Origin of the sequence: Rhodoblastus sp. (assembly GCF_019449565.1) — a bacterium.
Classification (GTDB): Bacteria; Pseudomonadota; Alphaproteobacteria; order Rhizobiales; family Beijerinckiaceae; genus Rhodoblastus.
In genome coordinates, this window is sequence record NZ_JAGRPM010000072.1 from 39,401 (window position 1) to 66,369 (window position 26,969).

25 protein-coding genes and 1 pseudogene are annotated in these 26,969 nt (G+C 62.8%); 9 read left to right on the forward strand and 17 right to left on the reverse strand.

What is annotated here, in order from left to right; translation table 11 throughout:
• Positions 1 to 75: 75 nt before the first annotated feature.
• From QZ409_RS16495 to QZ409_RS16520, 6 genes are all read right to left on the reverse strand, one after another.
• A complete protein-coding gene (locus QZ409_RS16495; RefSeq protein WP_296713468.1) occupies positions 76 to 762 on the reverse strand; it encodes a protein-L-isoaspartate O-methyltransferase in 687 nt (228 codons plus the stop codon).
• Between the two features lie 7 nt (positions 763 to 769).
• Positions 770 to 1,522, reverse strand: a complete 753-nt coding sequence (surE, locus tag QZ409_RS16500) for a 5'/3'-nucleotidase SurE (protein ID WP_296713470.1) — start codon at positions 1,520 to 1,522, stop codon at positions 770 to 772.
• Between the two features lie 81 nt (positions 1,523 to 1,603).
• Positions 1,604 to 3,025, reverse strand: a complete 1,422-nt coding sequence (serS, locus tag QZ409_RS16505) for a serine--tRNA ligase (RefSeq protein ID WP_296713472.1) — start codon at positions 3,023 to 3,025, stop codon at positions 1,604 to 1,606.
• Positions 3,026 to 3,165: 140 nt separating this feature from the next.
• Complete coding sequence (tatC, locus tag QZ409_RS16510) at positions 3,166 to 3,939, reverse strand: twin-arginine translocase subunit TatC (protein WP_296713473.1); 774 nt, start codon at positions 3,937 to 3,939, stop codon at positions 3,166 to 3,168.
• Entirely contained in the window at positions 3,936 to 4,391 is a 456-nt protein-coding gene (gene tatB, locus QZ409_RS16515; protein ID WP_296713475.1) for a Sec-independent protein translocase protein TatB, read from the reverse strand. Before tatB ends, tatC begins: the two co-directional genes overlap by 4 nt.
• 137 nt (positions 4,392 to 4,528) lie before the next feature.
• Positions 4,529 to 4,765 (reverse strand): twin-arginine translocase TatA/TatE family subunit, encoded by a 237-nt coding sequence (locus tag QZ409_RS16520; RefSeq protein WP_296713477.1) that lies wholly within the window; start codon positions 4,763 to 4,765, stop codon positions 4,529 to 4,531.
• 326 nt (positions 4,766 to 5,091) lie between these two features.
• Here QZ409_RS16520 and accB point away from each other — a divergent pair, with 326 nt between their 5' ends.
• The 5 genes from accB (at position 5,092) to aat (ending at position 9,071) form a co-directional block, all read left to right on the forward strand.
• Complete coding sequence (gene accB / locus QZ409_RS16525) at positions 5,092 to 5,607, forward strand: acetyl-CoA carboxylase biotin carboxyl carrier protein (protein ID WP_296713479.1); 516 nt, start codon at positions 5,092 to 5,094, stop codon at positions 5,605 to 5,607.
• 109 nt (positions 5,608 to 5,716) lie between these two features.
• Positions 5,717 to 7,078 carry an acetyl-CoA carboxylase biotin carboxylase subunit gene (gene accC, locus QZ409_RS16530; RefSeq protein WP_296713481.1) on the forward strand — a complete coding sequence of 454 codons (1,362 nt, stop codon included), beginning with the start codon at positions 5,717 to 5,719 and terminating at the stop codon, positions 7,076 to 7,078.
• A complete protein-coding gene (locus QZ409_RS16535) occupies positions 7,079 to 7,510 on the forward strand; it encodes a hypothetical protein (protein WP_296713483.1) in 432 nt (143 codons plus the stop codon).
• Between the two features lie 305 nt (positions 7,511 to 7,815).
• Positions 7,816 to 8,340, forward strand: a complete 525-nt coding sequence (locus tag QZ409_RS16540; protein WP_296713485.1) for a hypothetical protein — start codon at positions 7,816 to 7,818, stop codon at positions 8,338 to 8,340.
• Positions 8,341 to 8,399: 59 nt separating this feature from the next.
• Positions 8,400 to 9,071: a leucyl/phenylalanyl-tRNA--protein transferase gene (gene aat / locus QZ409_RS16545; RefSeq protein ID WP_296713517.1), complete on the forward strand. Its 672-nt coding sequence runs from the start codon at positions 8,400 to 8,402 to the stop codon at positions 9,069 to 9,071.
• Between the two features lie 414 nt (positions 9,072 to 9,485).
• On the opposite strand, the pseudogene QZ409_RS16550 reads toward aat, so the two are convergent.
• Positions 9,486 to 10,001 (reverse strand): annotated as a pseudogene (locus tag QZ409_RS16550) (DUF2155 domain-containing protein); the annotation flags it as partial.
• Positions 10,001 to 10,408, reverse strand: a complete 408-nt coding sequence (locus tag QZ409_RS16555; protein WP_296713486.1) for an NADH:ubiquinone oxidoreductase subunit NDUFA12 — start codon at positions 10,406 to 10,408, stop codon at positions 10,001 to 10,003. The pseudogene QZ409_RS16550 and the gene QZ409_RS16555, both read right to left, overlap by 1 nt.
• A gap of 138 nt (positions 10,409 to 10,546) precedes the next feature.
• Here QZ409_RS16555 and QZ409_RS16560 point away from each other — a divergent pair, with 138 nt between their 5' ends.
• From QZ409_RS16560 to QZ409_RS16575, 4 genes are all read left to right on the forward strand, one after another.
• Positions 10,547 to 10,912 (forward strand): CidA/LrgA family protein, encoded by a 366-nt coding sequence (locus QZ409_RS16560; RefSeq protein WP_296713488.1) that lies wholly within the window; start codon positions 10,547 to 10,549, stop codon positions 10,910 to 10,912.
• Positions 10,909 to 11,643, forward strand: a complete 735-nt coding sequence (locus QZ409_RS16565; protein WP_296713489.1) for an LrgB family protein — start codon at positions 10,909 to 10,911, stop codon at positions 11,641 to 11,643. Before QZ409_RS16560 ends, QZ409_RS16565 begins: the two co-directional genes overlap by 4 nt.
• Before the next feature lie 434 nt (positions 11,644 to 12,077).
• A complete protein-coding gene (locus tag QZ409_RS16570; RefSeq protein WP_296713491.1) occupies positions 12,078 to 15,785 on the forward strand; it encodes a vitamin B12-dependent ribonucleotide reductase in 3,708 nt (1,235 codons plus the stop codon).
• 118 nt (positions 15,786 to 15,903) lie between these two features.
• Positions 15,904 to 16,731 (forward strand): hypothetical protein, encoded by an 828-nt coding sequence (locus tag QZ409_RS16575; RefSeq protein WP_296713492.1) that lies wholly within the window; start codon positions 15,904 to 15,906, stop codon positions 16,729 to 16,731.
• A 316-nt stretch (positions 16,732 to 17,047) separates the two neighbouring features.
• Here the strand turns inward: QZ409_RS16575 and QZ409_RS16580 are convergent, their stop codons facing one another.
• The 9 genes from QZ409_RS16580 to QZ409_RS16620 form a co-directional block, all read right to left on the reverse strand.
• Complete coding sequence (locus QZ409_RS16580) at positions 17,048 to 17,428, reverse strand: VOC family protein (RefSeq protein ID WP_296713494.1); 381 nt, start codon at positions 17,426 to 17,428, stop codon at positions 17,048 to 17,050.
• A gap of 450 nt (positions 17,429 to 17,878) precedes the next feature.
• Positions 17,879 to 18,103: a hypothetical protein gene (locus QZ409_RS16585; protein WP_296713495.1), complete on the reverse strand. Its 225-nt coding sequence runs from the start codon at positions 18,101 to 18,103 to the stop codon at positions 17,879 to 17,881.
• A 260-nt stretch (positions 18,104 to 18,363) separates the two neighbouring features.
• Positions 18,364 to 18,834: a hypothetical protein gene (locus tag QZ409_RS16590; RefSeq protein ID WP_296713497.1), complete on the reverse strand. Its 471-nt coding sequence runs from the start codon at positions 18,832 to 18,834 to the stop codon at positions 18,364 to 18,366.
• A gap of 22 nt (positions 18,835 to 18,856) precedes the next feature.
• Positions 18,857 to 19,060 (reverse strand): DUF3309 domain-containing protein, encoded by a 204-nt coding sequence (locus QZ409_RS16595; protein ID WP_296713499.1) that lies wholly within the window; start codon positions 19,058 to 19,060, stop codon positions 18,857 to 18,859.
• A gap of 84 nt (positions 19,061 to 19,144) precedes the next feature.
• Positions 19,145 to 19,789, reverse strand: a complete 645-nt coding sequence (locus QZ409_RS16600) for a response regulator transcription factor (RefSeq protein WP_296713500.1) — start codon at positions 19,787 to 19,789, stop codon at positions 19,145 to 19,147.
• On the reverse strand, positions 19,773 to 21,149 hold the full coding sequence (locus QZ409_RS16605; protein WP_296713501.1) for a sigma-54 dependent transcriptional regulator: 1,377 nt from the start codon (positions 21,147 to 21,149) through the stop codon (positions 19,773 to 19,775). Before QZ409_RS16605 ends, QZ409_RS16600 begins: the two co-directional genes overlap by 17 nt.
• Positions 21,149 to 22,969: an ATP-binding protein gene (locus QZ409_RS16610; protein WP_296713503.1), complete on the reverse strand. Its 1,821-nt coding sequence runs from the start codon at positions 22,967 to 22,969 to the stop codon at positions 21,149 to 21,151. Before QZ409_RS16610 ends, QZ409_RS16605 begins: the two co-directional genes overlap by 1 nt.
• A gap of 164 nt (positions 22,970 to 23,133) precedes the next feature.
• The gene (locus tag QZ409_RS16615) at positions 23,134 to 24,468 is read right to left on the reverse strand and encodes an NAD(P)/FAD-dependent oxidoreductase (RefSeq protein ID WP_296713505.1); all 1,335 of its coding nucleotides are present in this window, start codon (positions 24,466 to 24,468) and stop codon (positions 23,134 to 23,136) included.
• A 13-nt stretch (positions 24,469 to 24,481) separates the two neighbouring features.
• Complete coding sequence (locus tag QZ409_RS16620) at positions 24,482 to 26,794, reverse strand: NADP-dependent malic enzyme (RefSeq protein WP_296713507.1); 2,313 nt, start codon at positions 26,792 to 26,794, stop codon at positions 24,482 to 24,484.
• Between the last annotated feature and the right edge of the window lie 175 nt (positions 26,795 to 26,969).

Consider the following 26,969-nt stretch of genomic DNA (forward strand, 5'->3'; position numbering starts at 1 on the left):
AACAATCTGAGTTAAAGGAGCGTTTAAGATGAATCGATATTCAGAAAATTGCCGGCTGTTAGGCTTTGATTAGGCCTAATGGTTTGGAAAAAGGCCGCGCAAAAGGTTCTGCGCGCGCCATGGGCCAAGAAGCTCGGTCCGGACGCCCTCCCCGCCCGCGCGGGTCTGGCGGATCAGTTCGCAGGCGCCCGCCGCGCGGCGCGGCGCGACGAGCACGCCGCCCTCGCCCAGCGCCCCGGACAGATTGGGCGGAACCTCTTCCAGCGCACCGTGGACGAGAATGCGGTCGAACAGGCCCAGCGACGGCGAAATCTCGAAGCCGTCGGCCCAGACGACCGCGACATTGCGCGCGCCGAGCCGTTCCAGCCGCGCACGGGCCTCCTGAGCCAGCCGCTCGAAACACTCCAGGCTCACCACCTCGCGCCCGAGCAGCGACAGGGCCTTGGCCGAATAGCCTGATCCCGCGCCGATTTCGAGGATGCGGCTATCAGGACGCGGCGCCAGAGCCGCGATCATCCGGGCGAGCGCGGAAGGCGCCTCCATGGTCTGGCCGAAGGCGAGGGGGACGGCGACGTCGCGCAAGGCGAGATCGATATAGGCCGGGCCGACGAAATTCTCGCGCGGCGCGCTCTCCAGCGCCCGCAGCAGCGGCAGGTCGGCATAGCCCTGCGCCCGAAGCCGCAGCAGCAATTGCGCCTTTGCCTCCGCCCGCGCCTGCGCCGAAGCCAGTATCACCGAAGAGGAGGCGGAAGGCGGCCCCATGAGCGCCTCACGCGAAGGTTTCTGCGAAATGATCGAGCGCGGCGCGGTCGGTCAGGTCGAGGCGCAGCGGCGTCGCCGAGATTCGCTTCTGGGCGACCGCTTCGAGATCGGTGCCTTCGCCCGGCAGGAACGCCGGGCGTTCGAAAGCGATCCAGTAATAGGGATTGCCGCGACCGTCGAAGCGCGCCTCGATCTTCATCAATTCCTGCTCGCGCCGGCCTTGGCGCGCCAGCGCGACGCCCTGCACCTCTTCGGGCGCGCAGGCAGGAAAATTGAGGTTCATCAGCACGCCGGTCGGCAGGCCACGCGCCATGATTTTCTTGATCAGCCCGGGCGCATGGGTCGCGGCGCATTCCCAAAACACGCCGTCGGGCGAATAGCACTGCGACAGGGCGATCGAGGGGATGCCGAGCAGCGTGCCCTCCATCGCGCCCGCGATGGTGCCGGAATAGGTCACGTCCTCGGCGACGTTCTGGCCTTTGTTGACGCCGGACAGCACGAGATCGGGCGGATTGTCGATCATGAGCTTGCGCACGCCCATAATGACGCAATCGGTCGGCGTGCCCTTCACGGCGTAATGGCGGTCGGTGATCTTGCGCAGGCGCAGCGGATCGGACAGCGACAGCGAATGCGCGACGCCGGATTGATCCGTCTCCGGCGCCACCACCACCACGTCGTCGGACAGAGCCTTGGCGATGCGCTCCAGCACTTTGAGCCCCGGCGCGTGAATGCCGTCGTCATTGGTGATGAGAATGCGCATGTCCGCCCGCCCGATTCTTAGCCCCGCCGCATCGGCTTATCACGCGGGCGGTCAGGGGAAACAGCCTTTTCATTGCACTGCTCAGGCGGGAAGAATCTTTTCCAGCCCGCCCATATAGGGCTTCAGAGCCTCCGGCACGCTCACCGAGCCATCCGGGTTCTGGTAATTCTCCAGCACCGCCACCAGAGCGCGGCCCACCGCCACGCCCGAGCCGTTGAGCGTATGGACGAAGCGCGCGCCCTTGCCCTCGGCGGGGCGATAGCGCGCGTTCATGCGCCGGGCCTGGAAATCGCCGCAGACCGAGCAGGAGGAAATTTCGCGATAGCGATCCTGTCCCGGCATCCAGACCTCGATGTCATAGGTCTTCTGCGAGGCGAAGCCCATGTCGCCCGTGCAGAGCGCCACGACGCGATAAGGCAGCCCGAGCCGCTTCAGCACTTCCTCGGCGCAGGCGGTCATGCGCTCGTGCTCCGCCAGGGATTGCTCCGGCGTCGTGATCGAGACCAGCTCGACCTTGGAAAACTGATGCTGGCGGATGATGCCGCGCGTATCGCGCCCCGCGGCGCCGGCTTCGGCGCGGAAGCACAAAGTGCCCGCCGTCATACGCAGCGGCAAAGCAGTTTCATCGAGAATCTGCTCGCGGACGAGATTGGTCAACGGCACTTCGGCGGTGGGGATGAGCCAGAAATGATCGATCTCGAACGAATCCGCCGGGGGCGTCGCCGCGACCTGCGCCGCGAGATCGCCGCCCGCCTTTGCCACGGCCTCGACGCCGGCCAAGGCGTCTTTCAGGCCTTCGACGCCCGGCAGTCCCAGCGCAGCGAATTGGTCATCCTTGAATTTCGGCAATTGCGCCGTGCCGAACATGGCGGCGTCCCGGACGAGCACGGGTGGGGCGACTTCCTGATAGCCGTGCTCATCGGTATGGAGGTCCAGCATGAACTGGGCGAGCGCGCGCTCCAGCCGCGCCAGCTTGCCCTTGAGAACCACGAAACGCGCGCCCGACATCCGGGCCGCCGCCTCGAAATCCATCAGGCCGAGCGCCTCGCCGATCTCGAAATGCTCCTTTGGCTTGAAGCCCTCGGGAAAGGCGGGCTTGTCGCCGACCCGACGCAATTCGACATTGTCATCCTCATCGGCGCCGGGCGGGACCTCGGCTAGCGGACGGTTGGGAATGGCCGCGAGTTCCGTCTCCAGCGCCAGAATCGCGTTGCGCTCCTCGGCCTCGATCGCGCCCATCGAGCTTTTCAGCTCGGCGACTTCCTGCTTGAGCCTATCGGCGAGGGCCGCGTCCTTGGCCTTCATCGCAGCGCCGATTTCTTTCGACGCGGCGTTGCGGCGCTCCTGCGCGCTCTGCGCCTTGGCGATAGCGGCGCGACGGGCGTCGTCCAGCGCGATCAGGCGGTCCAGCAGCGCGTCGGCGGCAATCTCGTCAGGCTTGCGGCGCAGAAGATCGGCGCGAAAGCCCTCGCGGTCGTCGCGGATCGCTTTGATGTCATGCATGGTCGGCTCGAAATTCCAGCGAAAAGGTCGCGCCAATGGACATTGAAAACGGCCTATGGCGTCCACGCCGACTGGCGCGGCGGCCGCTGACGCGGCCGGGCGCCGTTATTACCGACAAGTCGGAAATAACGGCAAGAAATTTAATCTTCGGAAGGCGCCGGACGATTTTTCTCGATCAGGCCCACCACGAAAATCGCCCCTTCGTAAAGAAGCAGCATCGGAACGACAAGGGCGCACATGGAAATCAGGTCCGGCGGCGTCAGGATGGCCGCGACGACCGTGATCAGCACAATGGCGTAACGGCGCTTTTCCCGCAGGAACGCCCGGTCGATGATGCCAATATGACCGAGCAGCGTGAGAATGACGGGAAGCTGGAACGCGGCGCCAAAGGCGAAGATCAGCGTCATGATCAGCGAGAGATATTCGCTGACCTTGGGCAACAACTCGATGGTCGCCTCGCCCTTCACGCCCAGCTGCTGGAAGCTCACCGAGAACCGGATGAGAAAGGGCATGACCATGTAATAGACCAGCAGCGCGCCCAGGAAAAAAAACGCGGGCGTCGCCAGCAGATAAGGCGCGAAGGCCTGCCGCTCGTGGGAATAGAGCCCCGGGGCCACGAATTTATAGATTTGCAGGGCGATGATCGGAAAGGCGATGAAGGCCGCTCCAAACATCGACAATTTGAGCTGGGTGAAGAACTGCTCAAGGAAATGGGTGGCGATCAGCTTGGCGTTTTCCGCGCCGACCACCGAGACATAAGGCCCGAGCAGGATGTTGTAGATGTGGTGGGAAAAATAAAAGCAGAAGGCGAAGGCGACGAGGAAGGCGAGCAGCGCCTTGATCAGCCTCGCGCGCAATTCGATCAGATGCTCGATGAGCGGCGCCTTGGTCGAGTCGATATCGGCCTGGGTCATGCCGCGCTCCCCGGACCGGGCTTGGAGGCTTGGGGCTCGGAGGCTTCGGGCAAGGGCAAGGGCTCAGGCAAAGGCGCGAGCTGGGGCATGGGAACTGGCGCCGAAGTGGGCGCGGTTTCCGGCGACGCCGCCTCGACGGCAGGCGCCTCCGGTCCCGCCGCTTCAGGCGCCGCCGGGGTCTCGACCTTGGTCTCCAGCATGTCTGCGACATGCGAGAAGGCGTCCTCGACGGAGGCCTTCTGCTTGAGATTGTGCAATTCGTCCTTGATTTGCGACAGCTCCGCCTCGCGCAGGGCCTCGCTGAACTGGCCCTGGAAATCCGAGGCCATGCGCCGCGCCTGCCCAATGATTCGGCCAAGTTGCCGCAGGGCGTTGGGAAGATCCTTGGGTGGAATGAAAATCAGGGCCACGACGCCGATCAGCAGTAGCTTGCCCACATCGAAATCGAACATCGAGCCCTCTCTGGCAATCGCGCGGCGCCTGCCGATCGCTCAGGGGTAAATAACCGTCAAATCAAATGTTTGACACGATTTTCCAAGAGATCGCCTCATGAGATCGCCTCAAGAGGGGGGCTCTGGGGCGCTATGGCTCAGCCGACCTTGTTGGCGTCGCGCGAGGCGTCGACGGTCGCGGGCGCCTGGTGCTCGATGGTGCGCGGCGGCTCGCCGGGCTTGGCTGGAGCCTCCTCGTCGGACAGCCCCTTCTTGAAGGATTTGATGCCCTTCGCGACATCGCCCATGATTTCGGAGATTTTGCCCTTGCCGCCGAACAGGATGAGTACAACGACACCCAGAAGGAGCAGATGGGGCAAGGAGAAACTGCCCATGACCAAAAACCTTTCGAAACCCGATTGAGCGCGACAGATCGCGTCTTGCGGCAAACCTAGTGCGCCGCATCGGCAAAAACAAGCGGCGCCGAAATATGGGGATATTTACGGCCGGGAAGGCGCCGAAACGATGACTCTTTCAAAGCCATGCTAAAAAGCTTATGACCGGGCGCTGAGAATCGTCACAATTTTCGAAACGAAGCTGCGAATCGAAACCAGGAATAGAAACAGGGGCCGGCCGACCCGCGCCGAGGCCGCCCGAGACGGCGCTTCGGATTGGTGGCGCCAAAATTTCAAACCTGCCCCATAGCCAAGGCCGATTAAGAATGAGCAGAACCAGCTCCTCCGCCACCAAGCCCGCCCGTTCCGGCGAGACCGGCGAGAAGATCGACGCCAAACTCGTCCGCGAAATAGCGACCTTGCTGAGCGAATCCGACCTCACCGAAATCGAGGTCGAAAAAGGCGATCTGCGCATTCGCGTGGCGCGTCAGGCCACGGCCCCCGCTCCCGTCTATGCGACGGCGCCCGCGCCCTTGGCGGCGCCGGTCGCGGCTCCCGGCCATCCGGCCGCCGCGCCCGCCGAGACGCCGGTCTCCCTCGCCGACAACGCCGACGCGCTCAAATCGCCCATGGTCGGCACCGCCTATCTGCGGCCGAGCCCGGATTCCAAACCCTTCATCGAGATCGGCACGCATGTGACGGCGGGCCAGAAGGTTCTGCTGATCGAGGCGATGAAGACTTTCAACGACATTGTCGCGCACAAGTCCGGCGCCATCACCGCCATTCTGATCGAAGACGCGCAGCCCGTCGAATATAACCAGCCGCTGCTCGTCATTTCCTGACGGCCGCGCGCAGCCAGGACGCTGGCCGCGCGCCCGCATTGGAATGGGACAAGGATGCGAGGGATTCGCGGAGATCGCCCGGGCGGCGGCGAGAAAAAATGAGAACAAGATGTTCGAAAAGATCCTGATCGCCAATCGCGGCGAAATCGCCCTTCGAATTCTTCGCGCCGCGAAGGAGCTGGGCATTGCCACCGTCGCGGTGCATTCCACCGCCGATTCGGAAGCCATGCACGTCAAGCTGGCGAACGAGTCGGTGTGCATCGGTCCGCCCGCCGCGCGCGAATCCTATCTCAACATTCCGGCCCTGCTGGCGGCCTGCGAAATCACCGGGGCCGACGCTGTCCATCCCGGCTATGGCTTCCTGTCGGAAAACGCCAAATTCGCCGAAATCCTCGCCGATCACGGCATCGCCTTCATCGGCCCCAAGGCCGAGCATATCCGGATCATGGGCGACAAGATCGAGGCCAAGCGCACCGCTCGGGCGCTCGGCATTCCCTGCGTGCCCGGCTCGGAAGGCGGCGTGACCGACGACGACGAGGCCATGAAGATCGCGCTGGAGATCGGCTTTCCGGTGCTGGTCAAGGCGGCCGCCGGCGGCGGCGGGCGCGGCATGAAGGTCGCGCGCACGGCTGTCGATCTGCCCGATGCGCTTTCCGTCGCCCGCACGGAGGCCAAGGCGGCCTTCGGCGACGACGCGGTCTATCTCGAGAAATATCTCGAAAAGCCGCGCCATATCGAAATTCAGATTCTCGGCGATGGCCAAGGCAACGCGGTCCATATCGGCGAGCGCGACTGTTCGCTCCAGCGCCGCCACCAGAAGGTGCTGGAGGAGACCCCCTCGCCCGCGCTGAACCAGGACGAACGCAACCGCATCGGCGAGATCTGCGCCGACGCCATGCGCAAATTGAGCTATTCCGGCGCCGGCACCATCGAGTTCCTATATGAAAACGGCGAGTTCTATTTCATCGAAATGAACACGCGTATTCAGGTCGAGCATCCCATCACCGAAGCGATTTCCGGGCTGGATCTGCTGGTGGAGCAAATCAAGATCGCCGCCGGGGCGCCGCTCGGCTTCGCTCAGTCCGATCTCGAACTGCGCGGCCACGCCATCGAATGCCGCATCAACGCCGAGAATCCGGTCACGTTCCGACCCTCGCCGGGCAAGATCCTCTATTATCATCCCCCCGGCGGCGTCGGCGTGCGCGTCGATTCGGCGGTCTATCAGGGCTATACGATCCCGCCCTATTACGATTCGCTGCTCGGCAAACTGATCGTCCAGGGCCGCACCCGCATCGAGGCCCTGATGCGCCTGCGCCGCGCGCTGGACGAATTCATCGTCGACGGCATCGACACGACCCTGCCGCTGTTCCGCACCCTGGTGCGTAATGCCGATATCCAGGATGGCGCCTATGACATCCATTGGCTGGAGCACTTCCTCGCCGCCGGCGGCATGGACGATCCGGAAACCTGAGTGCGCCTGATCGCGACCCTCGTCGCTCTTGTCGCGCTGGCTGGCGCCGGCTTCTGGCTGTTCCGCGCCGCGAACGCGCCGGTTCCAGCATTGATCGCCGGTCTGCCCGACGACGGGCTGCGCGGCGCGCCCTGTCCGGCGCGCTCGCTCTATGAACAGGACGCGCGACGGAAACAGGGCGTTCGCCCGCCCGCCGCGCTGGGCGAGGCCTTGCGCAAGAATTTTCCGCTCGGCACGGACGCCGGCGCGCTGGAAGCGCGGCTGAAACAGGAGGGTTTCGCGCTATTCGCGCCCTGCCCCAATGACGAGAGCGTTCTGGGCGCCCGTTGGCTGAGCCCGAGCTGGGGCCAGCCCGACGCCTATGTCTATTGGCGCGCCGACGGCGCCGACAAGCTCATTTTCCTCGACGGCCACATCAGTAAGACGAACTGACCGCGGAGCGGACCCGCGACATCAATTCCCCGCCCAAATTTCGATGGCGGCAATGACACAAAAGCGGCTACGGCGATATCCTGAGAGGATTGCGACCTCTACCGCTCCGTCCCAGCGAACGCGAACATCACCCTTTTTTCGAGACGCGAATGAGAAAGTTGAGTTTGGCTCTAGCCGTCATGCTGGCGTTCCTTGGCGCGCAATTTTTCGCATCGCCCGCCCTCGCCATTGACGCCTGCCTTGGCGCGACGGTGACGGCTTGCCTCGATGCGATAAGGCCATATCTTGGCTCTGCCGATTACTATATGGCGCAACGAAGCGTTGAGAAATACCTGACCGGGGACGTCGCCGGGAGGGGGAAGGCCAAGGGCGTTGTCAGCGTCGCCTATCACATCCGTTCTGCAGAGCAGTCCGAACCGCCTCAGCTGATTTCGATCGACTATGCGCCCTCGCTCGAAATCAGACAGATTTCGCTCAGCTTGCGCAAAGGAGCTGGAACCGCCGAATCCGAGGATGATTACCACGCGGCGCATATGTATGAAGCCGCCCTTTTGGCGTTAGGAACCCCAGAAAATTGCCGCGAAATGGCGACGCCTCATGATTTCTATCTCTTTTTCCACACCAAGGTCAGGCCGCGCCTGAAAGCAAGTAACGCGGAACGAATTGAGGGCGCGTATAAGCCGCCATTAAGCCCGGAAGCCGAAACGGGCTGGATCGGAATCTGCGGCCGGAAAATGAACTATAAAATTTCCGCCGCCAAACGGGGCGCGGTGGGAGATGACGGGAACAGAAAATATGGCGGCTCTCGCGTCTCGCTCGTTTTCAGGTGATAATTTTCACAGTTAAGAAAAGGCTTGTTCGTAATCGTTCGAGGGGCCTAAATTTGGCCATGCGCCCGCGCCAGCCCGAGTCCGAACCGATTACGCCGCGCATTCTCCTGCGCGCCTATGCCGCGGGCCTCTTCCCCATGGCGGAAGATGCCGGCGACGACGCCCTGTACTGGTTCGACCCCAAGGAACGCGGCGTGTTCCCGCTGGACGGCCTGATCGTCTCAAAAAGCCTCGCCAAGACGCTTCGCGCGCAAAAATTCGAGATCAGGGTCGATCATGATTTCAACGGCGTGCTGGCCGGTTGCGCCGAAAGCCGTCCGGGCCGCGAAAACACCTGGATCAACGGGACGATCGCCCAATTGTTCGGCCAATTGTTCGAGCTGGGTTTCGTCCATACGGTTGAAGCCTGGTGCAACGGCGAACTGGTCGGCGGCCTTTATGGCCTCGCGCTCGGCGGCGCCTTTTTCGGCGAAAGCATGTTCCACCGCGTCACGGACGCCTCAAAGGTCTGCCTCGCCTATCTGGTCGCGCGGTTGCGTCTGGGGGGCTTTACGCTGCTCGACGCGCAATTCATCACGCCGCATCTGGCGAGCCTCGGCGCGGTGGAAATTTCCCGCGACGAATATCGCCGCAAGCTCGAAGTCGCCTTGATGATCCATGGCGATTTCGCGCGGCTTGACCCGCTCGCTCCGCCCGAGCAGGTGCTGACCCTCGTGCGCGATGGCGCCTGAGCGCCGCCATCGTTAGCGGAAGAAGGGGATTTTCTCCAGCAGCTCTTGCGGGCCGGACGGCTTTTGCTGCTGGGGCTGCGGCGCGGGAGCCGCAGAGGGGGCCGCCGGCGCGGCGGCTCCGCCGGCCGGGGGCGCGGCATTGGGATCAACGGGCGGCTTGCGTTTCGGCTTTGGCGGCTTGGGCGCAGGCGGCGGGGCGTCGCCCGGGGCGCCAAAACCCTGATCAGGCGCGGCGGGCGCGCTCTGGCCATTGGCGGGCGCCCTCGTACGCGGGGCGCCGGGCGGCGGTCCCACTTCGATCGGGGCGCCAAGACCTTCCGGCGAACCATTCCCATTGACCGGGCGATCGTCTGCGGGCGGCGGCGGCGTGTCGGGATTGGTCGGCGGCAGGCTGTCCATGGTCGGTTCGACCGGCTCCTGCGGCTCGATCGTGCGCCGGGGCTTTTTCGCGGCGGCGCCGTCTTTCGCCGGAGCGGCGTTGGCAGGCGGCGGCGCATTGGGATTGGGCTGCGCGTTGGCCGGCGAGGCCGTGACTTCGACGCCGCCTTTGCAATCCTTCAGCCAGACGTCATAGACCGGATGCTCGACGCCATGCAGGCCGGGGCTAGCGGCGAACATCCAGCCGGAAAAGATCCGCTTCGAGGTCCGGGCGGCGTCGATCTCGTCCACCTCGACGAAACCTTCCGTCAGCGGCGCCTCGGTCTGCGGCCGCGTCAGGCAGACGCGCGGCGTGATCTGCAGAGTTCCGAACTGCACCGTCTCGTCGATCGCGACGTCAAAGGAAATGATGCGGCCCGTGATCTTGTCGAGCCCGGCGAAAATGGCGGTCGGATGGCGCACCTGATCCGCGCGCGCGCAGGCGGGCCCCAGCAGGGCCGCGCCCAGAGCGCAGAAAAGCGACCGGGAAACGAAGGACCGGGAAAAGCGCATCAGGCCTCGGGCGACCAGGCCTGATAATCGCCGGTGGCCTGGGGCCGGGCGCCGGCTGCGAGGGTCGAGCCCGGCGGGCGCCAGGCGTTCGGCGTGCCGGTCTGGTTGGACACATAGGGCTTTTCCCACTCGCGCGGCTTGTAATCCGTCTCGGTGGGCAGTTCGTCGGTCATGTGGTGGAGCCAGCCGTACCAGCCGGGCGGAACCTTGGAGCCTTCGGCCACGCCGTTGAAGATCACCCAGCGGCGGTTGAAGCCGAGCGCCGGATCGATCTTGCCGTCGCGCCAGCGGTAATAGACATTGCCAAACTGATCTTCGCCGACGCGCTCGCCATGCCGCCAGGTGTGCAGCCGCGTTCCGAGCGACTGCTCATTCCACCAGGTGAATGTTTGGACGAGCCATTTCATCGCGCTAAATCCCGTTTCAGTCCGGCCTGACTCCGATCGCGGCGGACTATGGCCGCGTCGGGCGCTTCTGTCCAGTCGTTCATTGTTCTAGAGTGGCGCCGCCCCAAGCAAAATTTGATTCCGCCGCCGGAGGGAAAAATGATCGTCGCTTTCGCCGGCATATTCGGTTGCCAATTGCTGGGCGAGTTCATCGTCCGCGCCTTCGCCCTGCCCCTGCCCGGCCCCGTGCTCGGCATGTTCCTGCTGTTCTTGGCTCTGGTTCTGCGCGGCGGCGAGGGCGGCAAGGGCGCGGGCGACGTTCCTAAACCAATCGGCGCCGCCGCGGATGGGTTGCTCGGCCATTTGTCGCTGCTCTTCGTTCCGGCCTCGGTTGGCCTGATGCGCTATTTCGACCTGCTCGCCGCCAATGCGCTGACCCTGATCCTCGCCCTGTCGATCTCCACGGTTCTCGCCATGGCCGCGACGGCCTTCACCTTCCGCCTGCTCGCCGGCTCCAATTCATGATTCCCTCGCTCATCGCGCCCCACCCGGAAGTCTGGGTCTATCTGTCGACCAGCCCGCTATCCTGGCTGACGCTGACCCTCGTCGCCTTTATCGTCGCCGACCGCATTTCTATCGCGTTCAACCGCCATCCGGCGGTCAATCTGGTCGCTCTGGCCACATTTCTCATCATTGTCGCGCTCAAGGCGACGGGCACCAGTTACGAAACCTATTTCGCCGGCGCGCAATTCATCCATTTCCTGCTCGGCCCGGCCACCGTCGCGCTCGCCGTGCCGCTCTACCGGAATTTCGAGCGCGTGCGCGCGACCGCCTTGCCCATAGCCGCCTCGCTCTGCGTGGGCTCGGTGGTGGCGATCGTCAGCGTGGTGGCCATCGCCAAGCTGCTCGGCGCCTCGCATGAGATCGCGGCGTCGCTGGCGCCGAAATCGGTCACCTCGCCCATCGCCATGGGCCTGTCGGAGCGACTCGGCGGCGCGCCCTTCCTCACCACCGCGCTGGTCATGGCGACCGGCATTTTCGGCGCGATGATTCTCTCGCCGCTGATGAAGCTGATGCGAATCGACGATCCTGCCGCCATTGGCATGGCCGCCGGGCTCGCCTCGCATGGCGTTGGCGCCGCCCGCGCCTTTCATATCGATTCGACGGCCGGCGCTTTTGCTGGAATCGCCATGGGACTCAATGGCGCCCTGACCAGCATCATTCTGCCGATTCTCCAGCCCTGGCTGGGGCTGTGAGGCCGCTAGGCCAAGTCGCGGCAAAATGCAAAATTTTCTTAAGAATTAATTGAACTTGTCCCCAGAATCCCCAATTTGTAGTGGGATGCATAAAATCCAACACTATATCTTGACGTCTCAATAGGGCCGGCGTTAGCTTCAATCATCCCGGCGACGCTGCCAGCGCTCCCCACGGGTTGAAGAATCGGCGCAACCGATTTCAGCCTCGCGGGTTCAGCGGAAAAAGCGGCGACACGCCGGGATGTGACGGACGCGCGCCTTTCAGCGCGGCGGTCTTGCGCTTTTTTCATTCCTTGGCGTGTCGTTTGCCGCGTTCGTCTGGCCTGGCTGGGAAGCTTTTCCCCGCCTCCCGACGCATGCGGCGCTTCCGCCTCGGCGCAGATAACTGACGTTGGAATAGCGCGCGCCGCGAGGGCGCAATCGGGGGGCGGAACATGCGGATCGAACGGCATTACACCAAAGCGGATCAATCGCCTTATCAGGACATTGAGTTCCGGCAGACCAAGAGCGAAATCCGCAATCCCGACGGTTCGACCGTGTTCGCCCAGAGCGGGATCGAGGTGCCGGCCGCCTGGAGCCAGGTCGCCTGCGACGTTCTCGCGCAGAAATATTTCCGCAAGGCCGGTGTTCCGGCTCGCCTGAAGCGGGTCGAGGAAAACGCCGTTCCCTCGTTCCTGTGGCGCTCGGTCCCCGATGAAGACGCCCTCGCCCTTCTGCCCGAAAAGGAACGCATCGTCGGCGAAATCTCCGCCAAGCAGGTTTTCGACCGTCTCGCCGGCGCCTGGACCTATTGGGGTTTCAAGGGCGGCTATTTCGACGGCGAGGAAGACGCCCGCGCCTTTTATGACGAAATGCGCTTCATGCTGGCGCGCCAGATCGCCGCGCCCAATTCGCCGCAATGGTTCAACACCGGCCTGCACTGGGCCTATGGCGTCGATGGCCCCGGCCAGGGCCATTATTATGTCGATTACCAGACCGGCGAGCTGACGGCCTCCAATTCGGCCTATGAGCATCCGCAGCCGCACGCCTGTTTCATCCAGTCGGTCCGCGACGATCTCGTCAATGAAGGCGGCATCATGGATCTGTGGGTGCGCGAGGCGCGCCTGTTCAAGTATGGCTCCGGCACGGGCGCCAATTTCTCCTCGCTGCGCGGCGAGAACGAGCGCCTTTCGGGCGGCGGCAAATCCTCCGGCCTGATGTCCTTCCTGAAGATCGGCGACCGCGCCGCCGGCGCCATCAAATCGGGCGGCACGACCCGCCGCGCCGCCAAAATGGTGGTGGTGGACGCGGACCATCCGGATATTGAATCCTTCATCGACTGGAAGGTGCGGGAAGAGGAAAAGGTCGCGGCTCTGGTCGCCGGCTCGAAGATCCTGCGCAAGCATATGAAGGCGGTGTTCAAGGCCGCCGTGAATTGCGAAGGCAGCGGCGACGATTGCTTCGACCCGGAGAAGAACCCGGCTCTGAAGCGCGAGATCAAGCTCGCCCGCCGCGCTCAGGCGCCTGACTCCTTCATCAAGCGCGTCATTCAATACGCCCGGCAGGGCTTCCGCGATTTCGACATCGCCGAATATAACACCGACTGGGATTCCGAGGCCTATCTCACCGTCTCCGGCCAGAACTCCAATAATTCCGTCCGCATCACCGATGGCTTCCTGCGGGCTGTCGAACAGGACGGTGACTGGAAGCTCACGCGCCGCACCGACGGCTCGGTCGCCAAGACCCTGCGCGCCGCCGAACTCTGGGATAAAATCGGCTATGCCGCCTGGGCCTCGGCCGATCCCGGCCTGCAATTCCACACCACCATCAACGACTGGCACACCTGCCCGGCGGGCGGCGAAATCCGCGCCTCCAATCCGTGCTCGGAATATATGTTCCTCGACGACACGGCCTGCAATCTCGCCTCGCTGAACCTGTTGCAGTTCCGCGATCCGACGACCAAGGTCTTCGACGTCAAGGCCTATGAGCACGCCGTGCGTCTGTGGACCGTGGTGCTGGAAATCTCGGTGCTGATGGCGCAGTTCCCCTCGCGCGAGATCGCCCAGCTCTCCTACGACTACCGCACCCTCGGCCTCGGCTTCGCCAATATCGGCGGGTTGCTGATGTCCTCGGGCCTTGCCTATGATTCCGCCGCCGGCCGCGCCTATTGCGGCGCTCTGTCTGCGATCATGACGGGCGTCTGCTATGCGACCTCGGCCGAGATGGCTGGCGAGCGCGGCGCCTTCGCCCGCTATGAGGAAAATTCGGAAGCCATGTTGCGGGTCATCCGCAACCATCGCCGCGCGGCTTACGGCCTGAACGAAGGCTATGAGCAGCTCGCCGTGGCGCCCGTGCCGCTCGACGGCGCCTCCTGCCCCGACCAGACCCTCGTCGCCCACGCCCACGCGGCCTGGGACAAGGCGCTGGAGCTTGGCCAGCAGCACGGCTATCGCAATGCGCAGGTCACCGTCGTCGCCCCCACCGGCACCATCGGCCTGGTGATGGATTGCGACACGACTGGCATCGAGCCGGACTTCGCCCTGGTAAAGTTCAAGAAGCTCGCGGGCGGCGGCTATTTCAAGATCATCAACCGCGCCGTGCCGGAAGGCTTGCGGGCGCTCGGCTATGGCGAGGCTCAGCTTGCCGAGATCGAGGCCTATGCCGTCGGCCACGCCAGCCTGAAGCAGGCGCCCGGCGTCAATGAGGCGACGCTCACCGCGCGGGGCTTTACGCCCGAGAAGCTCGCCGAGCTGCATGACACGCTCGCCGGCGCCTTCGACATCAAATTCGTGTTCAACAAATTCGCGCTGGGCGCGGAGTTCCTGGTCAACACGCTCAAGGTGCCGCCGGAAAAGCTCGACGACCCGTCCTTCGAGCTGCTGCCCTTCCTCGGCTTCACCAAGGCCGAGATCGACGCCGCCAATATTCACGTCTGCGGCGCCATGACGCTGGAAGGCGCGCCGCATCTCAAAGTCGAGCATTTGCCGGTGTTCGACTGCGCCAATCCGTGCGGGCGCACGGGCAAGCGCTATCTCTCGGTCGAGAGCCACATCCGCATGATGGCGGCGGCGCAGCCCTTCATTTCGGGTGCGATCTCGAAGACCATCAACATGCCGAACGAGGCGACGGTCGAGGAATGCAAGGCGGCCTATCTGCTGTCCTGGCGCCTCGCGCTCAAGGCCAATGCGCTCTATCGCGACGGCTCGAAACTGTCGCAGCCGCTCAACTCCCAGCTCATCGCCGATGAGGACGATGAAGAGGATGAGGCGATCGAGGCCTTCATCGCGCAGAGCCAGCCGGCCCGCGCGACCCAGGTCGCCGAGCGCATCGTCGAGCGCATCATCGAGCGCGTCGAGCGCCGCCGCGAGCGCGAAAAGCTGCCCGACCGCCGCAAGGGCTATACCCAGAAAGCCGTGGTCGGCGGCCACAAGGTCTATCTGCGCACCGGCGAATATCAGGACGGCCGCATTGGCGAGATCTTCATCGACATGCACAAGGAAGGCGCCGCCTTCCGCAGCTTGATGAATAATTTCGCCATCGCGATCTCGGTGGGCCTGCAATATGGCGTGCCGCTGGAGGAATATGTCGACGCCTTCACCTTCACCCGCTTTGAACCTGCGGGCTTCGTGCAGGGCAATGACGCGATCAAGAACGCCACGTCGATCCTCGACTATGTGTTCCGCGAGTTGGCGATCTCCTATCTCGGCCGCAATGATCTCGCCCATGTCGACCCCTCCGACATCGGCCATGACGCGCTCGGCAAGGGCGACGACCAGAGCCGCGCGCCGCAGCCCGGCCAGCCTTCGACGCCGTCGAAATTCATCTCGCGCGGTTTCGTGCGCTCGAAGTCCGACAAGCTGATGCTGGTCCAGAACTTCGCGCCCGCCGAACCGTCCAAGACGCCGACCGTGGCGGCGGTCAGCGTCGGCGCGACGGCCCTGAAGAGCGACGCCCTCGCGGACCCCTCCGCGCCGAGCCTGCTCGACACCCTGACCTGGACGCCCCCGGTCAAACTGCCCGACGAAGCCCTCGACCGCCGCGCCGAAGCGCGGATGAAAGGCTATATCGGCGAAGCCTGCCCGGAATGCGCGAATTTTACGCTGGTGCGGAACGGGACGTGTTTGAAGTGCGATACGTGCGGGAGCACGACGGGGTGTAGCTGAGGGCGAAGGCAGGGATTGAAGACGGCGGGCTAAGGCCCGCCGTTTTCGTTTTTCACATAAATTTTAATCCTAAAATCTCGACGAGGCGGCGCAACGCCTATTTCAAGAGCAAGGCCCCATGGAAAAGGTATTTTACTCCATCAGAACAGGAAAAAATAAAAACACAAACGGTTTTCAATTAAAGGAAATACTAGTTCTCTTCGAAAGGCTTTACGCCGAATTAATTAGCGATGGTTATTTTTCAGAAAATTTCGGGTTTCATTGTGTTGACCAAGGATTTATCGCTGGAAACATTAAAGATGTAAGTTTTGACATTTTTGTTAAATTGAGAAAGGACGGATTATGGCCAATACATAATAAATGCCAATTTTATGTGGAAGATGATTTATTTGATATGATTGAATATCTTTTTACTACAGTCTCAAAGCCAATTCATGGCTACATGCATTCGTGGGACGACTGCGGAATGCACTGGGAAACATTCAATAAATCTGATGGAGAATCATACTTTCGGACAAGAATTAACGCACTTCTTAATTTATACGTAAATAAATTCGAACTTTCACAAGATGGCGAAGTCCTTAGTAAACCAGACGAAGGATTTGAAACTATTTTCCAAGCAGATATCCCTACTTTTGACAAACGTGTCAACAAGCTCATAAGTGCCGCAATATCCAAATTTCGTCGCCATGGAGCCAGTCTCGATGATCGGAGGCATGCCGTTACCGATCTCGCCGGAGTACTAGAAAATCTCCGTCCAAAAATGAAAGCTACCCTTACAAAAGCTGATGAGAGAGACCTTTTTGACATAGCAAACAACTTTGGCATAAGACATCATAACGACAAACAAAAAACAGGTTACGATCAGGCGCTATGGCTGAGCTGGATGTTCTATTTTTACCTTTCCACGATCCATGTAGTGCTTCGAAAACTTGAAAAGATATGATTGCAAAATATTGAACTTTTTCAAATTGCCATAATGGGGTGGACGTAATTACCGTTAATTACCGTGACATGATACCAATTGCATGAATTTCCAGCCTGCCCAAAACGCCGCGACACGCCCATAAGGCCACGCGCTATATCAAGCAGTCGCCGGGCGTCCGCCCAAATCGGCGAGCCTCATATAGGCGGTCGTGGCTTGCGTGCCTATTACGTTGACATGATACCAATTGCATAAATTTTTCTGGAGTTACGGTGCGCTTCCGCCCCTTCCTGCCCGAAATTGCGGGGAGTTGACTAAAATGTCATAGAAACTCCGCTCAGCCGCTGCCGTAAGGCCGGGTGATTACTTCGAGGTAATGGCCGTCCAGATCGCGAAAATAGACGCCGCGCCCGCCGTCGTTGTGGTTGATCTCGCCGGGCCGGCTACCCCTCGGATCAGCCCAGTATTTTAGGCCGCGATCCTCGATGCGGCTGAAGACGGCGTCGAAATCTGCTTCGCTGATCAGGAAGGCGTAGTGCTGCGGCCGAATCGGGCCCTCGACGTCGGCAAAGTCTAGCGAGACGCCGTTGTCCAGTTCGACAACGTCAAAGTGGCCGAAGCGGGTCGGCGCCGCCCGGCCCAGCATCTCGGCCAGGAACTTGGCTGAGGCGCTCTGGTTTGAGCACCAGACGATGGTGTGATTGAATTGAGCGACCATAACGCGGGCTCCGGCGATAGGGGATTAAAATGATTTGGGCGTGGCGGAGGTCCGTTTCAATCGTTGGCGTAATTACGGTGACACGATACCGATTGCACTAACTTGGGAACTCGGGGACAGGAATGAATTGCGCCCCCGATCGCCGAGCCAAATGACAAATGCGATAAGGCGCAATTCAATCCTGTCCCCGAATTCCTCCTCCCACCCGCTTCATTCTGCTTGCGCGATCGTCACCGCCCCCGTTCCCCTGCGTCCAAAATCCATGTGCAGTCGGCGAAGGCGACATAGATGCGCTCTTGCCCGATGAAATTACGGTGACATGATACGATTTACATAAAGCAGACGGTACCTGCCTTGTATTGAGGCCGTCATTGCGAGCTATAGGCGTCAAAAGACACCCGTCTTTCGACGCCCCATGGCTCCTTGCACTGACCGCTAGGAAAATCTCCCTCACGCGCCAACGAGGAATTTGCGCAAGGCCGCCTCTTCGCCCTCGGGCAGACCGAGAACACATGCGGGCCGGGACGACGCGTGGAAGCGCCTCAGCGCGGCGGCCTTGACGCTTTCGAAGCGGAACACGCCCTGATGCGGGCCGCAATAGAGCACGGGGCGGCCCTCCGCGACTTTCGTCAGCGCGAGATCGAGATCGCTCGTCACAAGAAATGCCACCGTCATGGTCGCCTGCTCGCATTCGCTCCCAGAAAGGCGTCGAGCATAAAATCGGGGTTCGCCATCGCAAACCAATATCGGAAGGCAAGACTTCACATCTGCGTGACCTCTATCTGACTTGCCATGCGCCGAAACGCGGAGCGCTTCGCCGCCATAGCCCGTCGACAGACGGGCGTCTCTCAACGCCTCTTGGCTCCTCGGAATGTCCGCTCCAACCCTTCCGACGGGCTGAGGGACCCGCGCGCTTCATTCTGCTTGCACGATCGTCACCGCCCCTGTTCCCCTGCGTCCAAAATCCATGTCCGGTCGGCGAAGGCGACATAGATGCGCTCTTGCCCGAGCGCCGCGCCAAGTTCGACCGCCAGTTCATTGAGCATCGCCTCGATCGCCTCATCGGGGAGGTGACCGAGATAGGCATGGACCGCCTCGCCCGTGAACAAGGCCACGGGTTCGCGATCCGAGCCGACCGTGCCGTCGGCGCGCGGCCAGGCATAAGTGACTTCGGCGCGGGTAAACATTCCCGACAAGGCCGGCTGGCCAGCCTCGACGCGGCGCCTCATCCAGGCGCGAGCCGTGCGCACGGCCTCCGAAACATCGAACACACGACCTTCGGGGTCCCAGCCCTCGCGCAAACCGACGCTGATGCGGAAGTCGCGTCGCGGTCCCTGCGAGCCCGGCACGACGACATAGTCCCCCGGCTTCGGCGCAGCCGGTCGCGATCTGGTGAATTCAGGCATTGTCGGGCTCGTTTCTCGCCGCTCACCGAATGATGGACGGCACGCCTTCCGGCATGGGCGGCTGCGGCATGATCAGCTCATTGACTGCCCAGATCAACAGGATGACGAGAAGCACGGTTACGAGCAAACCGCCGAAGCCGCGCGGCCCCCATCCCGCCCTCCGCCCGAAATAACCGCCGCCCCCGAACAGGAGCAGCACGACGATGAGCAGAAGCAGGAGAAGCATGGTTTTCGCGCCCCGGTGTCTCATACGACAACGCCAGCTCGCTGAAATCGATCCGTCATTACGCCCACAGGGCCGCGCGTTATTTCAAGCGGTCGCCGGGCGTCCGCCCAGACCGGCGAGCCTCATATAGGCGGTGGTGGCTTGCGTGCGACGGCTGCAATTCAGTTTGACGAGAATTGAAGAGACATGCGCCTTCACGGTCGCTTCCGATACCCCGAGTTGACCCGCGATCTGTTTGTTGAGCAGGCCCCCCGTCATCAATTCGAGAATTTCAAACTGGCGGCGGGATAATCTCGCCAGTCCCAATCGAGCGGGATTTGTAACGCCGGGAAAATAATCGCGACCGGCGACGAGCGCATTGGCGATCTTGAGAAATTCCTCCGCTCCGGCGGTTACGGAAACAATGCCTTTCAAGCCTCGCCCGCGCATCAAACGGGCGCAGGGCGTCGAACCCGCCGCGCCGATCAGGCCCACCGGAACGCCGGTCAAACTGGATGGGCAGGCGCGGTCGCCCCATTCATGCGCATCGACCAGCGCCGCCGAGAAAGGGGCGTCTGAGCGCAAGAGCCCATCGACAGTGGAAAGATCGGCATGGGCGTCGATTTCCTGAGGCGAATAGGCGACTTCTAGCGCCTTTGCGATTCCCAGCCGGACGACCGGCGTAGGATGGACGACGACGATCCTGACAGTCTCCGGAATGGACCGCCGACGTTCAAGATCCAGCTTCATTACCTGATATCCCTCTTATCGCTTCCACATCGATGGCGAGCCGTTTGATCTTGTCGTAAAATGTTTGCTTGGGGACGCACAGCAGCGTCGCCGCCGCGTTGATGTCGCCCTTCTTTCTCCGCAAGGCGTCTTCCACGATCGCCCGCTCCACCGTTTCGAGCTGGCGCGGCAGGGAATGATCAATCGCTTCGAAGTCCGGGCTGCCGATCATCGTGTCATTGAGGACGCCGAGCACGAAGCGGTCGGCGACATTGCGAAGCTCGCGGACATTTCCCGGCCAGGAATAGGACAGCAGCCGCGAGACCAGCTTTTCATCGGCAATGGGCGCGTCGCATTTGAACCGTCTTGCCGCCTCAAGCGTGAAATGTTCGAACAGCAGCGTGATGTCCTCCCGGCGTTCCCGAAGAGGCGGCAATTCGATGAAGGCGACGCCGAGCCGGTAATAGAGATCGGAGCGAAACAATTTTTTGTCGCTCATCTGAAGCAGGTCCGCCTTGCTCGCCGCGACGATACGGCAATCGACCGGAATGGGCTTGTTCGAGCCAACCCGTTCGATCATGCGCTCCTGAAGCGCGCGCAGCAATTTCACCTGTATCCCCAGCGGCATGCTCTCGATTTCGTCGAGAAAAAGCGTGCCGCCATTGGCATATTCCAGCTTGCCGATCCTCTGGCGTATCGCGCCGGTGAAGGCGCCGACCTCATGGCCGAATAATTCGCTCTCGACGAGGGACTCGGGCAGGCCGCCGCAGTTCACGGCGACATAATTGCCGCGCCGCCTTTCGCTGTGATTGTGCAGGCAATTGGCGACGACATCCTTGCCGGTTCCCGTCTCTCCATAGATCACGACATCGACGCTCGCCGCAGCGAGGGTCGAGATCAGTCGCCGGACTTTCTTGATCTGCGGCGAGCGCCCGAGCAAGGTTTTTTCGATCCCGCGCTGGTCGGCGAGTTCGGACCGCAGGGCGCGGACTTCGAGCGTCAACCGCCGCTTTTCGGCGGCGCGGCGCACCACCGTGACCAGCTGCTCCGACGAGCAGGGCTTTTCGATGAAATCATACGCCCCTGCCCGCATCGCCGCCACGGCCATGGAAATATCGCCATGCGCAGTGACGAGAATGACCGGAAGTTCGGGATCGGTCCGGCGCAGACCCGACAGAAACTCCATCCCGCTCTTGCCGCCGAGGCGAACATCGGCCACGACGATGAAAGGCATGTCCACGCGGATTGAAGCATCCGCCTGTTCGGCGGAAGAAAAGGCCAGCACCTCGAAGCCGGCGAGCTTGAGGGCCTGGACCGCGCCGATGCGGACGTCTTCGTCATCCTCGACATAGATCACGCCGATCGAAAGCTGGTCCATCATCACACGCCCTCCGCAGCGTCGTGAACAGGGATCTCAATCACGAATTCCACTCCCGTGGGCGCGAGGTTGCGCGCGGTCATCCTCCCGCCGAATGAGCGCACGATATGGTCGCAAAGCATCAGGCCGAGTCCCAACCCCTTGCCCGGCGGCTTCGACGTCACGAAGGGCTCGAACAGGCGTGGCAGCATGTCCGGCGGAATGCCGGGACCGTTGTTGGCGATGACGATCACGCCCTTGTCGCCCTGCCGCGCGGCGCGAATGTCGAGGGACTTTGTGTCAACCGTTTCGACCGCATCGATGGCGTTGGCCAGCACATTGGTGAAAACCTGTTCGAGCCGCGCTTCATTGGCGACGACATGCAGGGCGGGATCAACCGATGTCGTGACCTCTATCGCGGCGTCCCTGATGCGGGCGCGCAGAAGAGTCAGCGATGACTGAAGCGCCTTGTCGACATCGACCTCCTCGAGCAGATCGTCCGACTTATAGGCGAAAACCCGCAATTGTCCCGTCAGGCGCCCCAGTCTGCGAACGAGCGCGCCGATGCGGGCGACATTGTCGCGGGCGTCGTCGTAATGGCCCCGCTCCATCAGCACGGCGGCGTTGTCCGCCGTGGTCTGGATGGCGGCGAGCGGCTGGTTCAGTTCATGGACAATGCCCGCCGACATTTGCCCGAGCGTCGCAAGCTTGCCGGCGTGCACCAACTCGCCCTGCGTCGCGCGAAGCTCCGCCGTGCGCTCCTGCACCTTGATTTCGAGCATGTCATTGGCCGCCTGAAGCGCGGCGCGGCTCGCCAGCTTCTGGCGGGTTTCGCGTCGGCGCTGGTCGGCGATCTTGAGCGCCAACAGCAGCACCGCCGCGCTAAGTCCGGCCAGTCCGCCGACCAGCATCGCCATCTGTCTGGTCGGCGCCTCGTCATCGAGGACGATCAGGCGCCATGTCCCGCCATTCACTTTCCGCGCGCTGGTCATGAAGGCGTGGCCGTCATCCGTCACGATGCGGGCCGAGTTATCGCCGATCTCGGCCGTCTCCGTCCATCCCAGCGGCTTCAGATTGGCGCCGCCATAGGGCCGCGCCTTCGCAATCTCCTCCAGCACCTTCAGGGACAAAGGCCGGATCGGGCGATAGCGCCATTCGTCGCGCGACACCAAAATAGCGACATCATGTTCGTCCACGAGCAGAATGTCGCCGATGCCATCGCGCCAGCCGCGCTCGATCGAATCGAGATTGACCTTGACCGCCGCCACGCCGCGCGTTTTTCCCTCGGCCGCCAGCGCGTACGACTGGTAATATCCGGGCCGCCCGCTGGTGATGCCCACGCCGAAAAAGCGTCCCCGGCCTGACGCCAGCGCGTCGACGACATAGGGACGGAACGCCAGGTTTTGGCCGAATGGCGTGCCAGGCTCGCGGAAATCAGCCGCGGCCACCGTCAGGCCCGAAGCGTCGAGAATATAGAGATTGGCGGCGCCCGCCACGGCGTTGATCGATTTGAGATAGACGCTCACCGAACGCTGAAGGTCCGCATTGTCCGGATTGTCGAGCAGTTGAAATACGTTGGGCGAGGCCTCCAGCAGCGAGGGCAGGTACGCGAAACGCGCGAGCTGGCCGTCGAGCAGGGTCGCCTCTACTTCGAGGCGCTGCACGGCGAGTTCGTGGAGACGCTGCAAGCCGAGCCGCAGGGCGAACGCATAGCCGAGCCAGCCCGCGAGGGCCACCAAAGCAAGGCTGGCCGCCGCGAATAATGCGCGCCGGTAAAGCCGCCGCGTCGCGCCCCAGGGCGTGGTGGCGGCGTCTACGGAAACGGACGACGGCTGGCTCCCCATCGGATCGATCCAGTACATTCCCGGGCGGCGAGGCCGACGCGTCCGGCGCGAGCTTGCCCTCCCATCATGGCGCGCGTTTCGCGCCAGGAGAAGACGGCTCCGCGCGGGCCATTGGTCGCAATGGCCCAAACTGGTCCGGAGCGCCACGTCGCCGCGCTGGGGCGTCAATGCAGCTTCACATGCGGCTCGGTGCGCCGCGTGATAATGCGCGCCATCGTGTCCAGCGTCGCCTTGGCCGGCCCGTGAAGCGCCAGTTCGTGCATCTTGTAGAGCGACAGATACATCATGCGCGCGAACAGCCCCTCGACCATGAGGCTGCCGCCGATCAACCCGCCCATCATGTTGCCGACCGTACTATATTCGCCCAATGAGACGAGCGAGCCGAAGTCGCGGTACTGGTATTCCTGCAACGGCTTGCCCGCCAGCATGCGCTTGAACTGGGCGTAAAGATGCGAGGCCTGCTGGTGCGCGGCCTGCGCTCTCGGCGGCACGATGGCGTCGCGTCCCATCCATGGGCAGGCCGCGCAGTCGCCGAAACTGAATATATTGTCGTCGCGCGTCGTTTGCAGCGTCGGCCTGACCACAAGCTGGTTGATGCGGTTGGTTTCGAGTCCGTCGAGATCCTTCAGGAAATCCGGCGCCTTGACGCCGGCGGCCCAGACCACAAGCTCCGCCGGAATGACGCGCCCGTCGTCCAGCTCCACGCCATCGCGCATCACCCGCGCGACCTTGGCGCTCGTCAGAACCTGGACGCCGAGGCGGCCCAGCAATTCTTCCGACGCCGCCGACAGCCGCGGCGGCAGCGACGGCAGAATGCGGTCCGCCGCGTCCAGAAGCGTGACCTTGAGGTCCTTGTCGGGGTCCACCCGGTCGAGGCCATAGGCGACGACCTCGCGCGTCGTCCGATGCAGCTCCGCCGCGAGCTCGACGCCGGTCGCCCCGGCGCCGATGATCGCGACTTTCAACTGCTCCGGGCGCAGGGGCGTCTGCTGGGCGTGGGCGCGGATGCAGGCGTTGACCATGGCTTCGTGGAATCTCGCCGCGTCTTCCTGGCTTTCCAGCTTCATGCCGAATTCCGTCACGCCCGGCGTGCCGAAATCATTGCTCTGGCTGCCGATGGCGATCACCAGCGTGTCATAGCCGATGGAGCGCTTCGGCGTGACCTCCCTGCCCTCCGAATCCAGATAGGGCGCCACATGAACCTCGCGCCGCGCGCGGTCGAGGCCGATCATCTCGCCGATGCGATAATGGAAGCCATGCCAGTGCGAATGGGCGAGATAGTTCACCTCATGCGCCGACATGTCCATGCTTCCCGCCGCGATCTCGTGAAGCTTCGGCTTCCAGACATGGGTGCGGCCTCGCTCGATCAGCGTAACGTCGAGGACGCCCTTGCGTCCGAATTTGTCGCCGAGCCTCGTCGCGAGTTCGAGGCCGCCGGCGCCGCCGCCGACGATAACGACACGATGGCCGCGTTCCCAACGCGTTCCGGCGTCAGTCATGTTGCGCTCCTGATCACGCCGGAACCACAGAGGCGGCGACAGGCGATGGCGAAGCCTCCTGCGCCGCGGTATCGGCGACAGCGAGCGCGGTCATGTTCACAATGCGCCGGACGGTGGCCGAAGGTGTCAGGATATGAGCCGGTTTCGCCGCGCCCATCAATATGCCGCCGACGGTAATGCCGTTCCCGGATGCAACCCGAAGCAAATTATAAGAAATATTGGCCGCTTCGATGTTCGGCATGACGAGGATGTTCGCTGGCCCCTCGAAACCCGATTCCGGCATGGCGTTGTCGAGTATGACCGGCGACAAGGCGGCGTCGCCGCGCATCTCCCCTTCGATCATCAGCGTCGGGTCGCGCGACAGCACGATTTCGCGGGCGCGACGCATCTTGGCCGCGCTCGTCGAGTTGGAGCTGCCGAAACTCGAATGCGACAGCAGCGCGACGCGCGCGGTCTGACCGAAGCGCCGCACCGTCTCGGCGGCCATGAGGGCGATCTCCGCAATCTGTTCGGCGGAGGGGTCTTCGTTGACATGGGTGTCGCAGATGAAGAGCTGCCGCTCTTGCAGCATCAGCATCTGCATGACGCCGAGCGTCTGGACGCCTTCGCGCAATCCAATGACGTCGCGAATGCAATCGAGATGATCCGACGTGCGGCCCGTGACGCCGCAAAGCATGGCGTCGGCCTTGCCGAGCCGCAGAAGGGTCGCCGCCAGCAAAGCGCCGCCCGCGCGCATCTTGCCGCCCGCCGAGGCGTTCGACACGCCGCGCCGGCTATGCGTGGCGTAATAATCCTGCGCCGCTGGCCGGTAGATTTCAGGATCGTTCGGATCGGCCAGGTCGCAATCGACGCCAAGCTTCAGGCGCAAGCCGAAATCCTCGATGCGTTGCTTGATCGCCTCGGGACGGCCGAGCAACAGAGGCCGCGCGACCCCTTCATCGACGACCACCTGCGCGGCGCGCAGAATGCGCTCGTCCTCGCCCTCGGCATAGATCACTGTCCCGGGGCGCCTCTTGGCGAGCGCAAACACCGGCCGCATTGCATTGCCCGACAGGTTGACGAAGCGCCCGAGCTTTTCGCGATAGGCCTCCAAATCCGCGATTGGCCGCCGCGCCACGCCCGAATCCGCCGCAGCCTTCGCCACGGCGGGCGCGACGATTTCGATGAGGCGCGGATCGAAGGGCGTCGGAATGAGATAGTCCCGCCCGAAGCGCAGGCCTGCGCCGCCATAGGCGTTGGCGACGGCCTCCGGAATTTCGGCATGGGCCAGTTCAGCAATCGCGCGCACCGTGGCGATTTTCATCTCCTCATTGATGGTCGTCGCGCCGCAATCCAGCGCGCCTCGGAAAATGAACGGGAAGCAGAGGACATTATTGATCTGGTTGGGATAATCCGAGCGCCCCGTTCCGAGGATCGCGTCGGGCCGCACAGCGAGCGCCTCTTCCGGCAGGATTTCGGGCGTCGGATTGGCCATGGCGAAGATCAGCGGGTTGGGACCCATCTTCTGGACCATTGCCGGCTTGAGCACGCCGCCCGCCGATAGGCCGAGGAAAACATCCGCCCCCTCCACGACGTCCGCGAGCGTGCGCGCGTTGGTTTGCACCGCGTAGCGGGCCTTGTTCTCGTCCATGCCCTCCTCACGGCCGACATAGACGACGCCTTTCGCGTCGGTCACGGTGATGTTTTCGCGCCTCAGCCCCAGGCTGACGATGAGGTCGAGGCAGGCCAACGCCGCCGCGCCCGCGCCGGAAGCGACCAGCTTCACCTTGTCGAGGTCCTTGCCCACCAGATGGAGGCCGTTCATGATCGCGGCCGCCGCCACGATCGCGGTTCCGTGCTGGTCGTCGTGGAAAACCGGAATTTTCATGCGCTCGCGCAACTTCTTCTCGATGTAGAAGCATTCAGGCGACTTGATGTCTTCGAGATTGATGCCGCCAAAGGTCGGCTCCATGCGGGCGATGGTCTCGATCAGCGCGTCCGGATCATTCTCCGCGAGTTCGATGTCGAACACGTCGATGCCGGCGAATTTCTTGAACAGGCAGCCCTTGCCCTCCATGACCGGCTTGCCCGCGAGCGGGCCGATATTGCCGAGGCCCAGCACCGCCGTGCCATTGGTGACCACAGCGACGAGATTGGACCGCGACGTCAACTCATCGGCCTGGTTGGGATCCTCGACGATCGCCAGACAGGCTTCGGCGACGCCTGGCGAATAGGCGAGCGCGAGGTCGCGCTGGTTGGCCATGGCTTTCGTCGGCACGACGGAGATCTTTCCCGGCGTCGGAAAGCGGTGATAGTCCAGGGCTGCGTCCTTGAGATTCTGCGACATGGCCGCCTTTTCCTTCTTGATGTTTCAGACAGATCGCGAATGCCGCCCGCGCTTTTTTTTCGCGCGGTGCGGCCGGCTCCAGTTTACGCCGCGGCGACGTCTTCTTTCGACGTTTCCAGCGACGCTTCTTCGAGGATCGTTTCGGTGTCCGACTCGCCCGACAGGACCGCCTTCA